Annotated in this window: 14 protein-coding genes and 4 tRNA genes; 13 read left to right on the plus strand and 5 right to left on the minus strand. The window is 71.0% G+C overall.

Annotated features, from left to right (window positions below; translation table 11 throughout):
* The first annotated feature begins 126 nt into the window (after window positions 1–126).
* Window positions 127–208, plus strand: a tRNA-Tyr gene (locus ABZZ38_RS00635).
* A 705-nt stretch (window positions 209–913) separates the two neighbouring features.
* On the opposite strand, the gene ABZZ38_RS00640 is transcribed toward ABZZ38_RS00635, so the two are convergent.
* From ABZZ38_RS00640 to ABZZ38_RS00650, 3 genes are all read right to left on the minus strand, one after another.
* A complete protein-coding gene (locus tag ABZZ38_RS00640; RefSeq protein ID WP_356734330.1) occupies window positions 914–1,411 on the minus strand; it encodes a GyrI-like domain-containing protein in 498 nt (165 codons plus the stop codon).
* Complete coding sequence (locus ABZZ38_RS00645) at window positions 1,411–2,067, minus strand: SDR family oxidoreductase (protein WP_356734331.1); 657 nt, start codon at window positions 2,065–2,067, stop codon at window positions 1,411–1,413. The genes ABZZ38_RS00640 and ABZZ38_RS00645 overlap by 1 nt, the downstream gene beginning before the upstream one ends.
* Window positions 2,068–2,170: 103 nt before the next feature.
* Entirely contained in the window at window positions 2,171–3,403 is a 1,233-nt protein-coding gene (locus ABZZ38_RS00650) for an amidohydrolase family protein (protein ID WP_356734332.1), read from the minus strand.
* Between the two features lie 316 nt (window positions 3,404–3,719).
* On the opposite strand from ABZZ38_RS00650, the gene ABZZ38_RS00655 reads away from it, so the two are divergent.
* From ABZZ38_RS00655 to ABZZ38_RS00680, 6 genes are all read left to right on the plus strand, one after another.
* Window positions 3,720–3,792 (plus strand) — tRNA-Thr (locus ABZZ38_RS00655).
* 46 nt (window positions 3,793–3,838) lie between these two features.
* Window positions 3,839–3,911 (plus strand) — tRNA-Met (locus ABZZ38_RS00660).
* A gap of 93 nt (window positions 3,912–4,004) precedes the next feature.
* Window positions 4,005–4,169, plus strand: a complete 165-nt coding sequence (gene rpmG / locus ABZZ38_RS00665) for a 50S ribosomal protein L33 (protein ID WP_003948671.1) — start codon at window positions 4,005–4,007, stop codon at window positions 4,167–4,169.
* Between the two features lie 140 nt (window positions 4,170–4,309).
* The gene (locus ABZZ38_RS00670) at window positions 4,310–4,762 is read left to right on the plus strand and encodes a MaoC family dehydratase N-terminal domain-containing protein (RefSeq protein WP_356734333.1); all 453 of its coding nucleotides are present in this window, start codon (window positions 4,310–4,312) and stop codon (window positions 4,760–4,762) included.
* A gap of 4 nt (window positions 4,763–4,766) precedes the next feature.
* Window positions 4,767–5,195: a MaoC family dehydratase gene (locus tag ABZZ38_RS00675; RefSeq protein ID WP_356734334.1), complete on the plus strand. Its 429-nt coding sequence runs from the start codon at window positions 4,767–4,769 to the stop codon at window positions 5,193–5,195.
* A gap of 423 nt (window positions 5,196–5,618) precedes the next feature.
* Window positions 5,619–6,674, plus strand: coding sequence for a UDP-N-acetylmuramate dehydrogenase (locus ABZZ38_RS00680; RefSeq protein ID WP_356734335.1), 1,056 nt, complete (start codon window positions 5,619–5,621; stop codon window positions 6,672–6,674).
* Window positions 6,675–6,750: 76 nt separating this feature from the next.
* On the opposite strand, the gene ABZZ38_RS00685 is transcribed toward ABZZ38_RS00680, so the two are convergent.
* Both ABZZ38_RS00685 and ABZZ38_RS00690 read right to left on the minus strand, forming a co-directional pair.
* The gene (locus ABZZ38_RS00685; protein WP_356734336.1) at window positions 6,751–7,815 is read right to left on the minus strand and encodes an adenosine deaminase; all 1,065 of its coding nucleotides are present in this window, start codon (window positions 7,813–7,815) and stop codon (window positions 6,751–6,753) included.
* A 162-nt stretch (window positions 7,816–7,977) separates the two neighbouring features.
* Entirely contained in the window at window positions 7,978–9,204 is a 1,227-nt protein-coding gene (locus ABZZ38_RS00690) for a pyridoxal phosphate-dependent aminotransferase (protein WP_356734337.1), read from the minus strand.
* 216 nt (window positions 9,205–9,420) lie between these two features.
* Between ABZZ38_RS00690 and ABZZ38_RS00695 the strand changes: the two genes are divergently transcribed.
* The 6 genes from ABZZ38_RS00695 (at window position 9,421) to rplJ (ending at window position 13,379) form a co-directional block, all read left to right on the plus strand.
* Window positions 9,421–9,493: transfer RNA gene (locus ABZZ38_RS00695), tRNA-Trp, on the plus strand.
* Between the two features lie 102 nt (window positions 9,494–9,595).
* Entirely contained in the window at window positions 9,596–9,874 is a 279-nt protein-coding gene (secE, locus tag ABZZ38_RS00700; RefSeq protein ID WP_356734338.1) for a preprotein translocase subunit SecE, read from the plus strand.
* A gap of 38 nt (window positions 9,875–9,912) precedes the next feature.
* Complete coding sequence (nusG, locus tag ABZZ38_RS00705) at window positions 9,913–10,860, plus strand: transcription termination/antitermination protein NusG (protein ID WP_356734339.1); 948 nt, start codon at window positions 9,913–9,915, stop codon at window positions 10,858–10,860.
* A gap of 159 nt (window positions 10,861–11,019) precedes the next feature.
* Window positions 11,020–11,454 (plus strand): 50S ribosomal protein L11, encoded by a 435-nt coding sequence (rplK, locus tag ABZZ38_RS00710; protein WP_064069966.1) that lies wholly within the window; start codon window positions 11,020–11,022, stop codon window positions 11,452–11,454.
* Between the two features lie 79 nt (window positions 11,455–11,533).
* Entirely contained in the window at window positions 11,534–12,256 is a 723-nt protein-coding gene (gene rplA / locus ABZZ38_RS00715; RefSeq protein ID WP_356734340.1) for a 50S ribosomal protein L1, read from the plus strand.
* A gap of 592 nt (window positions 12,257–12,848) precedes the next feature.
* Window positions 12,849–13,379 (plus strand): 50S ribosomal protein L10, encoded by a 531-nt coding sequence (gene rplJ / locus ABZZ38_RS00720; protein WP_351809052.1) that lies wholly within the window; start codon window positions 12,849–12,851, stop codon window positions 13,377–13,379.
* Window positions 13,380–13,488 lie beyond the last annotated feature (109 nt).

Consider the following 13,488-nt stretch of genomic DNA (forward strand, 5'->3'; position numbering starts at 1 on the left):
AGTCACCCGCACCCGCCCGGAGCGCTGATCAATCCGGTGGCGAAGCACCCCCCGGCATCGGGTATCGTTTACGTCGTTGCCACGGAGCACCGCCGAAAAGCGGCCACCTCCACGGCGACATCCCATGGCGGTGTGCCCGAGTGGCCAATGGGAGCGGACTGTAAATCCGTCGGCTTAGCCTACCCAGGTTCGAATCCTGGCGCCGCCACACGGTGAGACCCCCGTACATCCGCGGAAACGTGGATGGGCGGGGGTTTTCTCACATCCGTACGAGGCGCGTGGGGACGTGTCATGGCACTGCCGAAGAAGCGGTCACGGCTGATCGTCGCCGACGGCGTGCCGTACCGGTGGCGCGTGCGCCGGCGCCTGACATACAGCCACGGCATGGGCTGGAGCCCGCTGTCCTATGCCGTCGAGCACGCCACCGAACCCGGTACGACGCTGCTCGTGACGACAGGGCTGTCCCACCCCGGCAACTGGATGGGACGACCCGCGGCCGTGGTGCTCCCGGCCGATGCCGCCGCCGCTGTACGCGCCGGCCCGGTGTGCCGTTCCGTGTGGAGGCCGCCCCAGGGACGACCACGGGGGACTGGGCACCCACAACCCGTTGGTACGCGCCCGTGGTCGCCGTATGGACGGCGGTCGCCGCGGCGCGGGGGAGGCGGGCGACGGTGACGCAGGCGTGCTCCGGGGCGGACGGGGTGGTGGCGGTCAGCTCGACCAGGGACTGTTCGGCGGGCGTGAGGTCCGCGAGGACGTCGAAGACGTAAGCCGGGTCCGTCGGCCGCGTACCCGTCCGCCCACACCTGGAGCACCGCTCCGCTCGTCAGGCGTACGTGCCACAGCGACGGCACATCGGCAGGTCTCACCCCGCCACCGCACGGCCTCCCCTGACGGCCGGTCGGGGAGACGCTCAGTCGGAGAGACGGAACGCCAGCTCCACCTCCCACCGGGCCGGATCCGGCTCCACGCGCGGGTCGGTGCGGTACGACTCGACGCGGCAGCCCCACCGCTCCGTGCCGTCCACCACCCGCATGTCCCACTCCAGGCCGCGCTCCCGCGCCCACTCCAGCAGGGCCGTGGTCGCCGCCGACAGCCCCTTCGGGTGGCCGACATGGGTCAGCGTCGCGTACCGGCCCGCCGGGAGCAGGGCCACGCCCACATCGCCCTCCGGCTCCGGGAGCGAAGCCACCGGAACACCAGCCTCCACTTCCCACTCGCCACCACCCGCGACGACGGTGTTGTACCGGAAGAACGGCGCGTCCGCGGCATCGACGCCCCGTGCCGCCAGCCACCCGACGAGCTCGGGCAGCCGGTCGGCGATCTCGGCGAAACCGTCCGGCGTCACCGAACGGCGCTGGAAGACGTACGGCCGCTCCCCGCGCTCCACCACCACCGGTTCGGCGCCCATCAGTTGCCCGCCACGGCCTTGACCGCCACCGTCACCGGCACCGAACCGCTGACCAGCTCCAGTGTCAGGCCCGCCGTCGCCGACGTCTCCGCCAACTCCGCCAGCACGGCCGCCACGTCGTCGCGCGGCACCGGTCCCCGCCCGGTCGACGCCTCCAGGCGTACGAGCCCGGTACCGGCGTCGTTCGTCAGGATGCCGGGCTTCAGGATCGTCCAGTCCAAGCCCCGCTTGGCCCGCACGTACGCGTCCGCCGCGCCCTTCGCCCGCAGATACGCGTCGAAGATCTCGTCCCCCGCGTGCTCCGGGTCGGCGCCCATCGAGGAGACGACGATGTAGCGCCGGACGCCCGCCCGCTCCGCCGCGTCCGCGAAGAGGACCGCCGCGCCCCGGTCCACGGTGTCCTTGCGCTCGACGCCGCTCCCCGGTCCCGCGCCCGCCGCGAAGACCGCCACGTCCGCGCCGGTCAGCACCTGAGCGACGTCCTCCACCGAAGCCGACTCCAGGTCCAGTACGACCGGTTCGGCGCCCGCCTCGCGCAGGTCGTCCGCCTGTTCCGGCTTGCGGATGACGCCTGCGACCTCGTGCCCGCCTGCCGAGAGCAGCCGCTCCAGCCGCAGGGCGATCTGACCGTGTCCTCCAGCGATGACAATGCGCATGCTCTCGACCGTACGGCTCCGGAGCGCAAAGTGCGCAGAAGCGAGGGGCCGGACACGACGTCAGACCGGCCGCCGGGGCTGGACGGCAGACCGGCACACCGCTTCAGGGGCGGGCGTCGGGCCGCCCCTGGCGCGGCAGTTCCAGGGCTGCCGCCGAGTCGCAGTACTCCCGCACCGCGCTCGTCCGCGCCACCACGCGCCCCCGGTGCACCACGATCCGGCTGTACGCCAGTGACAGCACGCCCGACAGGCGCTCACCCCGCACCGCCAGCAGCTCCGCGGGGAAACCCGCCTCCACCCGCACGGCGGGCAGCCCCATCGCCTTCCGCGCGGCCGCGCTCACCGCCCCGTACGCCTCCCGCGCCGGCAGCCCGCCCTGCGAGGCCAGCAGGTACGCCGCCTCCAGCGGATCACCCCGCCCCACCGGATTGGCCACGTCGCGCAGCGCCCCGCTCCCGGCAGCGAGCCGCACCCCCGCCGCCCGCAGCAGACGTACGGGTGCGGCGCCCCGCACCTCCGTACCCGCGCAGCCGCCCTGCGGCAGGCACACGACGGTCACACCCGCCGCCGCGAGCTGGTCCGCGGCCCGGGCCACCATCTCCTCGGGCAGCCGCCCCAGCGCCCCGCACGGGCCGATGGTGACCCCGGGCCGCAGCCCGCCGGCCATCGCCGCCAGCCGGGCGAGCCGTGCGGGGTCGTCCCCGTCGGTGTGCAGGTCCACGGGGCAACCGTGTTCGGCCGCCAGCTCCAGCACGGCCTCCGCGTACCCCGCAGGATCGGGGTCCAGGTCGGGGCAGCCGCCGATGACGGAAACGCCCATCTTCACCGCGTCGCGCAGCATCGCGAGCCCGTCCGCCCCCGCCACACCGGTCAGCAGCCGTGGCACGGCGACCGCCGCCAGGTCGACCAGCCCGCGCAGCGAGCGGCGGGCCTGGAGGACGGCCTCCAGCGGCCCGAGCCCCTGCACGTCGCCGATCCGCACATGGGCGCGCAGCGCGGTCGCCCCATGGCCGAGCTGGAGCAGCGCGGCCTCGGTGGCGCGGCGCTGGACGTCCTCGGTGGCGTACGAGACGGGGCCGGGGACGTCGGCGCTGAGCGCGGTGTCGGCATGGGCGTGCGGCTCGGCGGGCGCCGGCAGCAGCAGGTAGCCGCTGAGGTCGACGCGGGCGCCGAGGGTGGGCAGGCTGCCCGCGGTGCCGACGGCCTCGATGCGTCCGCCGCTCAGCCGCACGTCGACGGTCCGTCCGTCGGCGAGGCGGGCGCCGCACAGCAGCAGGGCGGTGCTGTCGGCGGTGGCGCCCTCGGGTGGCTGCGGCTGCTGGCTGTCGGAGGACATCGGGCTCCTGTCCGGACGGGCGGGGCTCGGGGCGGGCTCTGGCGTGCTCGGCACGGGGATCTCCGGTGTGCTCGGCACGGGGATCAGACGGGGATCACGTGCGGGATCACGCGAGGATCGGGTGCAGATCACACGCAAGATCACAAGCAAGATCACGCAGCGTGAGGCGAGCCTAGGGGCCGTCCGGCGGGGCTTCGAGGAGGAGCGCAATAGTCGTACCGGCGTGGGGCGCGAGTGGCCTACGGGAAGGGGGAGGTACCGGCCCGGAATCGGATTTGGGCGAACGGCGACCGACCGTGTAATGTCTTCATCGCTCGCCCCAATAGCTCAGTCGGCAGAGCGTCTCCATGGTAAGGAGAAGGTCTACGGTTCGATTCCGTATTGGGGCTCTGGTGTCGGTGATCCTCGCCTTCGGGCGAGGGGATCCAGCATCACAGCGGTGTAGCTCAGTCGGTAGAGCAAGCGGCTCATAATCGCTGTGTCACCGGTTCAAGTCCGGTCACCGCTACTTACTCTCGGTAGCCGATTGTAGGGTCGGTCCTTCGATCGGCTACTCTTTTATGCGTTCACCCGTCCATCCGTCCGTCATAGGAGCACTCACGTGGCTGCCACCGACGTCCGCCCGAAGATCACGCTGGCCTGCGTGGAGTGCAAGGAGCGGAACTACATCACCAAGAAGAACCGGCGTAACAACCCGGACCGTCTTGAGATGAAGAAGCACTGCCCGCGTTGCAACGCGCACACCGCGCACCGCGAGACGCGCTGAATCAGGCTCGTACACGAGGCCGTCCCCACCCAGGGGGCGGCCTCGTGTCGTTTGTCCACGCGCTCACGCATACCGTGGCGCCGACCCCGGCGCCCCCGCAGCGCGTTTGTTCACAGAAATCAGCAGGAGGTAGCGAGTCCATGGCGCTCGACCAGTCCTTCGTGGGGCGGACTTACCCGCCCACCGCGCCGTACGAGGTCGGCCGGGAAAAGATCCGCGAATTCGCCGAAGCGGTCGGCGACGCGAATCCCGTGTACACGGACACGGAGGCCGCCAAGGCGCTCGGCCACCCCGAGGTGATCGCTCCGCCGACCTTTGTGTTCGCCATCACGTTCACGGCGGCGCGGCAGGTCGTCCAGGACCCGCAGCTCGGCCTGGACTACAACCGGGTGGTGCACGGCGACCAGAAGTTCGCGTACAGCCGTCCGGTACGGGCGGGGGACCGGCTGACGGTCACCTCGACGATCGAGGCCATCAAGTCGCTCGCCGGGAACGACATCCTGGACATCCGGGGTGAGGTGCGTGACGAGGCCGGCGAGCATGTCGTGACCGCGTGGACGAAGCTGGTGGCGCGGGCCGCCGAGGAGGCGTGAGGCGATGACCGCGAAGATCTCTTACGACGACGTCGAGGTCGGCACGGAGCTGCCGGCGCAGAGCTTCCCCGTGACCCGCGCCACGCTGGTGCAGTACGCGGGCGCCTCCGGCGACTTCAACCCGATCCACTGGAACGAGAAGTTCGCCGTCGAGGTCGGCCTGCCGGACGTCATCGCGCACGGCATGTTCACCATGGCGGAGGCGATCCGGGTGGTGACGGACTGGACGGGCGACCCGGGCTCGGTCGTCGAGTACGGGGTGCGCTTCACCAAGCCGGTCGTCGTGCCGAACGACGAGACGGGCGCGCTGATCGAGGTCAGCGCCAAGGTGGGCGCCAAGCTGGACGACCACCAGGTGCGCGTGGACCTGACCGCGATGAGCGCGGGCCAGAAGGTCCTCGGCATGTCGCGGGCCGTGGTCCGGCTCGCCTGAGGGCACGGTCCCTCTCCGGGCCGGACGGTTTGGCGTCGGGGCGGGGGCTTCGCCGACGGGCTCGCGCCCGCGCTGTGGGCGGACGCGGCGCTGGTCACCGCGGCGGCGGGCGGCACGGACGAGGAGATCGTCGCGGACGAGTCCGGCTGGGCGCCGCCTGGCGGACCGCTGCTCCTGCCGGACGGGCGGCCACCGCTGCCCCGTCCCGGCCCCCACTGCCCGCCCCGGCCGGCCACCGCCCCGGCGCGTGACCCGGCCCCGGGCCGCGCAAGACGCCGGGCCGGTACAGGCGCCGGGACCAGACGAGGCTCCGCCCCGGGTGACCGTCCGCCGGCCGTCCGACCTGGCGGGCACCTCGGCCCCGGTACCCGTGGCGGGGCCGAGGCGCGTTCGCTGTCCCACCCGACCCGTAGTCTTGAGCCCGTGCAGGAACTCCACGACGCCCCCCTCGCCCCGCTGACCACCTTCCGGCTCGGCGGGCCCGCCACCCGGCTCGTCACGGCCACCACCGACGACGAGGTCGTCGCCACCGTGCGCGAGGCCGATGCCACCGGGACCCCGCTGCTGATCATCGGCGGCGGCTCCAACCTGATCATCGGCGACAAGGGATTCGACGGCACGGCCCTGCGCATCGCCACCCGGGGTTTCGCCCTGGACGGCACCCGGCTGGAGCTGGCGGCCGGCGAGGTCTGGTCGGACGCGGTCGCGCGGACGGTCGAGGCCGGGCTCGCGGGCATCGAGTGCATGGCCGGCATCCCCGGCTCGGCCGGCGCCACCCCGATCCAGAACGTGGGGGCGTACGGCCAGGAGGTCTCGTCCACGATCACGGAGGTCGTGGCGTACGACCGCCGCACGGACGAGACGGTGACCATCCCGAACGCCGCGTGCGACTTCGCTTACCGCCACAGCCGCTTCAAGGCCGACCCGGACCGGTTCGTGGTGCTGCGCGTCCGGTTCGAGCTGGAGGACGCCCACGGCATGAGCGCGCCGATCAAGTACGCGGAGACGGCCCGGGCGCTCGGTGTCGAGCCCGGCGACCGCGTCCCGGTGGCCGCCGCGCGCGAGAAGGTCCTGGAGCTCCGCGCCGGCAAGGGCATGGTCCTGGACCCCGAGGACCACGACACCTGGTCGGCCGGGTCGTTCTTCACCAACCCCATCCTCGGGGAGGCGGAGTACGAGACCTTCCTGACCCGCGTCCACGACTGCCTCGGCCCGGACGTCACCCCGCCGGCCTTCCCGGCGGGCGACGGCCGGGTCAAGACGTCGGCGGCCTGGCTGATCGACAAGGCGGGCTTCACCAAGGGATACGGCTCCGGCCCGGCCCGTATCTCGACCAAGCACACCCTGGCCCTCACCAACCGCGGCGAGGCCACCACCGAGGACCTCCTGGCCCTGGCCCGCGAGGTCGTCGCGGGCGTCCGGGACGCCTTCGGCGTCACCCTCGTCAACGAGCCGGTGACGGTCGGCGTCAGCATCTGACCACCCCCGCCTCCCCGGCCCGGCCGGGAGGCCGTACCGCGGCCCAGTCGGTCACGCCCCGGCGCACGGCGCCCACTCAGGCCACCGGGCCGACCGCCAGCCAGTCGTCGATACCGGCCAGGAGCTTCGCCCTGACGTCCTCCGGCGCCGCCGAGGCGCGCACCGACTGGCGGGCCAGCTCGGCGAGCTCCTCGTCGGTGAAACCGTGGTGCCCGCGCGCGATCTCGTACTGCGCCGCCAGCCGCGACCCGAACAGCAGCGGGTCGTCCGCGCCCAGCGCCATCGGTACCCCGGCGTCGTACAGCGTCCGCAAAGGCACGTGCTCGGGCTTCTCGTACACACCGAGCGCCACGTTCGACGCCGGGCACACCTCGCACGTCACGCCCTTCTCGGCCAGCCGCCGCAGCAGCCGCGGGTCCTCCGCAGCCCGCACCCCGTGCCCGATGCGCGCCGCCCGCAGGTCGTCCAGGCAGTCCCGTACGGAAGCGGGCCCGGTCAGCTCGCCGCCGTGCGGCGCCGCCAGCAGTCCGCCCTCCCGCGCGATCGCGAACGCCCGGTCGAAGTCGCGCGCCATCCCGCGCCGCTCGTCGTTGGACAGGCCGAACCCGACCACCCCCCGGTCCGCGTACCGGACGGCGAGGCGAGCGAGCGTACGGGCGTCCAAGGGGTGCTTCACGCGGTTCGCGGCGACGAGCACCCGCATCCCGAGACCGGTCTCCCGCGAGGCGCTCTCCACCGCGTCCAGGATGATCTCCAGCGCGGAGATCAGGCCACCCAGACGTGGGGCGTACGAGGTCGGGTCCACCTGGATCTCCAGCCATCCCGACCCGTCCCTGACGTCCTCCTCGGCCGTCTCGCGCACCAGCCGCCGGATGTCCTCCGGCTCGCGCAGACACGACCGGGCGGCGTCGTACAGCCGCTGGAAACGGAACCAGCCCCGCTCATCGGTCGCCCGCAGCTTGGGCGGCTCCTCACCGGTCAGCGCCTCGGGCAGGTGGACGCCGTACTTGTCGGCCAGCTCCAGCAGCGTCGTGGGGCGCATCGACCCGGTGAAGTGCAGGTGCAGATGGGCCTTGGGCAGCAGCCGCAGATCTCGGACGTACGGGGGGTTCGGGGGGTGTCCATCTGGAAGACGCAGCATTCAGGGATCTTGCCAAACCGGCCGCCCGCGCGGCAGCCCCTTTCGGTCCCTTTCACCGATCGGGTGGGTGCGGGAACGAAGAAGCGGGCCCCCGGCCGAAGCCGGAGGCCCGCTCATCGGTCGCCGGGTGCGGTGACCGAGCGGCTGGATCCAGTGACCGTTTCAGTCCCGCGCCTCGGCGAGCAGCTTCTGCATCCGCGAGACACCCTCCACCAGGTCCTCGTCGCCCAGCGCGTACGACAGGCGCAGATAGCCCGGCGTGCCGAACGCCTCGCCCGGTACGACCGCCACCTCGGCCTCGTCCAGGATGAGCGCCGCCAGCTCCACGGAGGTCTGCGGGCGCTTGCCGCGGATCTCCTTGCCCAGCAGCCCCTTCACCGACGGGTACGCGTAGAACGCGCCCTCCGGCGTCGGGCAGTACACGCCCTCGATCTCGTTGAGCATCCGCACGATGGTCCGGCGGCGGCGGTCGAACGCCGTCCGCATCTCGGCCACCGCGTCCAGGCTGCCGGAGACGGCCGCCAGGGCGGCGACCTGCGCGACGTTCGACACGTTGGACGTGGCGTGCGACTGGAGGTTGGTCGCGGCCTTCACCACGTCCTTCGGGCCGACGATCCACCCCACGCGCCAGCCGGTCATGGCGTACGTCTTGGCCACACCGTTGACCACGATGCACTTGTCGCGCAGCTCGGGCACCAGTGTCGGCAGCGAGGTGAACGTCGCGTCGCCGTAGACGAGGTGCTCGTAGATCTCGTCCGTCAGGACCCACAGGCCGTGTTCGAGGGCCCAGCGGCCGATCGCCTCGGCGTCCGCCTGGCTGTAGACGGCGCCGGTCGGGTTGGACGGGGAGACGAACAGGACCACCTTGGTCCTCTCCGTGCGCGCCGCCTCCAGCTGCTCCACGGACACGCGGTAGCCGGTGGTCTCGTCGGCCACGACCTCCACCGGTACACCGCCCGCCAGGCGGATCGACTCGGGGTACGTCGTCCAGTAGGGGGCCGGGACGATGACCTCGTCGCCCGGGTCCAGGATCGCGGCGAACGCCTCGTAGATCGCCTGCTTGCCGCCGTTGGTCACCAGGACCTGGGAGGCGTCGACCTCGTAGCCGGAGTCGCGCAGTGTCTTCTCGGCGATGGCCTTCTTCAGCTCGGGCAGACCGCCGGCCGGGGTGTAGCGGTGGTACTTCGGGTTGCGGCAGGCCTCGATCGCGGCCTCGACGATGTACTCGGGCGTCGGGAAATCGGGCTCACCGGCGCCGAAGCCGATCACCGGACGCCCGGCGGCCTTGAGGGCCTTCGCCTTGGCGTCGACGGCGAGGGTCGCGGACTCGGAGATCGCGCCGACTCGGGCGGAGACCCGGCGGTCGGTGGGAGGAGTTGCAGCGCTCATGCGGCCCATCGTCGCAGACCGTGAAGGGGCTCGGTACACGAGTTTCGCGGTACGGACGGACGGGACCTCAGCCCGTCCGCCCGCCGCGTCCGCGGGTACCCTCCGCCGCGTCCGCAGGTATCTGTTCGACGCGGCGCCGCTGACCACGTACACTCTCTGCTCGTTGGCCCTCACCGACCACATCCACGGATGCGGTAGGTTGGGGGAGAACCACAAAGGGTCGTAGCTCAATTGGTAGAGCACCGGTCTCCAAAACCGGCGGTTGGGGGTTCAAGTCCCTCCGGCCCTGCTACACACACCGCCAGGATGTGTGCGCAGGTATGTATGTCATTGCACCGCCGTGCGGCTCCACCCGGGCGCGGCACGGCCGACCCGGAATCAGGTGAGAGACGTGACGGACGCCGTAGGCTCCATCGACATGCCTGATGCCGAAGACGAGGCCCCCAAGAAGAACCGCAAGGGCGGCAAGCGCGGAAAGAAGGGCCCACTGGGCCGTCTCGCGCTCTTCTACCGGCAGATCGTCGCCGAGCTGCGCAAGGTCGTCTGGCCCACACGCAGCCAGTTGTCGACGTACACCACCGTCGTCATCATCTTCGTCGTGATCATGATCGGTCTGGTGACCGTGATCGACCTCGGCTTCCAGGAAGCAGTCAAGTACGTCTTCGGCTGATTCCCGCGGAGGGCGCCCACCCCGGCGCCCCTTTTCGCATGTTCCACCCCATCTGTATCCAGGAAGAAGCAGCCACCGTGTCTGACCCGAACCTGAACGAGTCCGCCCAGGACGAACTCGACATCGTCGAGGCGGCCGACGAGGACCAGGCGGAAGCTGCGGACGCCGCTGCCGGCGAGGCGGCCGAGGAGGCCGCGCTCCACGTCGAGGACGAGGACGCGGACCGGGCCGTCGAGGACGAGGGCGACGCCGAGGCCGTCGTGGCCGACGAGGACGAGACCGCCGCGGAAGAGACCACGGACGAGGTCGTCGCGGACGAGGCCGACGAGGACGAGACCGAGGAGGCCGCCGCGGAGCCGGAGGCCCCGGCCGACCCCGTCGCCGCCCTCCGCGACGAGCTGCGCGGTCTCCCCGGCGAGTGGTACGTGATCCACACCTACGCGGGCTACGAGAAGCGCGTGAAGGCCAACCTGGAGCAGCGCGCGGTCTCGCTGAACGTCGAGGACTTCATCTACCAGGCCGAGGTGCCCGAGGAAGAGATCGTCCAGATCAAGAACGGCGAGCGCAAGAACGTGCGGCAGAACAAGCTGCCCGGTTACGTGCTCGTCCGCATGGATCTGACGAACGAGTCCTGGGGCGTCGTCCGCAACACTCCGGGCGTCACCGGCTTCGTGGGCAACGCCTACGACCCGTACCCGCTCACCCTGGACGAGATCGTCAAGATGCTCGCCCCGGAGGCCGAGGAGAAGGCCGCCCGCGAGGCCGCCGAGGCCGAGGGCAAGCCGGCTCCGGCCCGCAAGGTCGAGGTCCAGGTGCTGGACTTCGAGGTCGGCGACTCGGTCACCGTCACCGACGGCCCCTTCGCCACCCTGCAGGCCACGATCAACGAGATCAACGCCGACTCGAAGAAGGTCAAGGGCCTCGTCGAGATCTTCGGCCGCGAGACCCCGGTCGAGCTGAGCTTCGACCAGATCCAGAAGAACTAACCCGTAAAGGTTTCCGACCAGGTCAGATCAGCTGTCGCGGCTGCTCTGACCTGCTCGGTTTTTGGCCGCGCAGCTATACCCGTTATCGTTGTGCGGTATGCCTCCATCCGGATGACCCGGATGGTGGCCGAAAACTCTCACTAGGACCCGGAGAGAGCAATGCCTCCCAAGAAGAAGAAGGTCACGGGGCTTATCAAGCTCCAGATCCAGGCCGGCGCCGCCAACCCGGCTCCGCCGGTCGGCCCCGCGCTGGGTCAGCACGGCGTCAACATCATGGAGTTCTGCAAGGCCTACAACGCCGCGACCGAGTCGCAGCGTGGCATGGTCGTGCCGGTGGAGATCACGGTCTACGAGGACCGTTCCTTCACCTTCATCACCAAGACTCCGCCGGCCGCCAAGCTGATCCTCAAGGCCGCGGGTGTGGACAAGGGCTCCGGCGAGCCGCACAAGACCAAGGTCGCGAAGCTCACGAGCGCCCAGGTCCGCGAGATCGCCTCGGTCAAGCTGCCCGACCTGAACGCCAACGACCTGGACGCCGCCGAGAAGATCATCGCCGGCACCGCCCGCTCCATGGGCATCACGGTCGAGGGCTGATCAGCCCCGTCTGACCCTGTGGGAGGGCCCGCGCTGGCCCGGACCACAACTCCGTACCTGAACACCACCAGGAGAAGAAGTGAAGCGCAGCAAGGCTCTCCGCGGCGCGGACGCCAAGATCGACCGGGAGCGCAACTACGCCCCCCTCGAGGCCGTCCGTCTCGCCAAGGACACCGCCGCCACCAAGTTCGACGGCACCGTCGAGGTCGCCTTCCGCCTGGGCGTCGACCCGCGCAAGGCCGACCAGATGGTCCGTGGCACCGTGAACCTTCCGCACGGCACCGGTAAGACCGCCCGGGTCCTGGTCTTCGCGACCGGTGACCGTGCTGCGGCCGCGGAAGCCGCGGGCGCCGACATCGTCGGCTCCGACGAACTGATCGACGAGGTCGCGAAGGGCCGTCTGGACTTCGACGCCGTCGTCGCCACCCCGGACCTCATGGGCAAGGTCGGCCGCCTCGGCCGCGTCCTCGGCCCCCGTGGTCTGATGCCGAACCCGAAGACCGGCACCGTCACGATGGACGTCGCCAAGGCCGTCACCGAGATCAAGGGCGGCAAGATCGAGTTCCGTGTCGACAAGCACGCGAACCTGCACTTCATCATCGGCAAGGTCTCCTTCGACGAGACCAAGCTGGTCGAGAACTACGGCGCGGCGCTGGAGGAGATCCTCCGTCTGAAGCCGTCCGCCGCGAAGGGCCGCTACATCAAGAAGGCGACCCTCACCACCACGATGGGCCCCGGCATCCCGCTGGACCCGAACCGCACCCGCAACCTCCTCGTCGAGGAGGACCCGGCCGCCGTCTGATCCTGACGGCAGTCCCGGGCGCGTACGCGTACGGAAACGGCCTCCGCGGCTCCCAGGAGCGGCGGGGGCCGTTTTCTCATGCGCGGGGCTCCCGGGGCGGCTCCCCGGCACGGCCTTCCCGCGCTCCTTTGACGGGCGGCCACATGGCGCGCGAACGCCGAGGAGCGGCTCGGACTCGACACCGGCTCCCGGTCCCGAGCGCGAGGGCCCCGCGCCGAAGGCACGCCGGCACGGGCAGGGCCGAGGCCCCGCTCGCGTCCACCCCCCACGGCCCCGTGGCGGAGGCCGGGCGGGGGCGCCGGCGGGGACGGCCGATCCCCCGGATGGCCCGATTTGCTTGACGGCGAACCGTTCGCGTACTCTTCCACAGAAGCCAAAGACCGCTGGTCGTTGCCGCGCCCTTCAAGGGGCGTGGCGGCCGAAGGATCCGCTAGCTGCGGACGACCCGCGCAGGTGACTGTGGATGTAGCTCCCGGACGTTCTGTGTCCGGTCGAGTCACGCCCCGTGCGCCTGCGCCGGGGCGTTTCGTTTTGCCCAGTCTCCTTCCTTCAGCCAACGCGGTCCGAATCACCCGGAAGGAGGCCGAGGCTCATGGCGAGGCCCGACAAGTCCGCCGCGGTTGCCGAGCTGACGGACAAGTTCCGCAGCTCGAACGCCGCCGTGCTGACCGAGTACCGCGGTCTCACCGTGGCGCAGCTCAAGCAGCTGCGCCGTTCGCTCGGTGAGAACGCCCAGTACGCCGTGGTGAAGAACACGCTGACCAAGATTGCGGCCAACGAGGCCGGGATCACGACGCTGGACGACCAGTTCGCTGGTCCGACGGCTGTCGCCTTCATCACCGGTGACCCGGTGGAGTCGGCGAAGGGTCTTCGTGACTTCGCCAAGGAGAACCCCAACCTCATCATCAAGGGCGGTGTCCTTGACGGCAAGGCGCTGTCCGCCGATGAGATCAAGAAGCTTGCGGACCTCGAGTCCCGCGAGGTTCTGCTCGCCAAGCTGGCGGGCGCCATGAAGGGCAAGCAGTCCCAGACTGCCGCGCTCTTCCAGGCGCTTCCCTCGAAGTTCGTCCGCACCGCGGAGGCGCTTCGTGCCAAGCAGGCCGAGCAGGGCGGTGCCGAGTAATTCGGCTCGCGCATTGATCCGTGCCGCTCGCGGCGCGGGTCGTAGCGGGCCCAACGTACGCCCGCCTCACATGTACACCCGGCACCAGCCGATTTAGTGGAAGGACCGC

This window comes from Streptomyces sp. NPDC006368 (assembly GCF_040612535.1).
Lineage (GTDB): Bacteria > Actinomycetota > Actinomycetes > Streptomycetales > Streptomycetaceae > Streptomyces.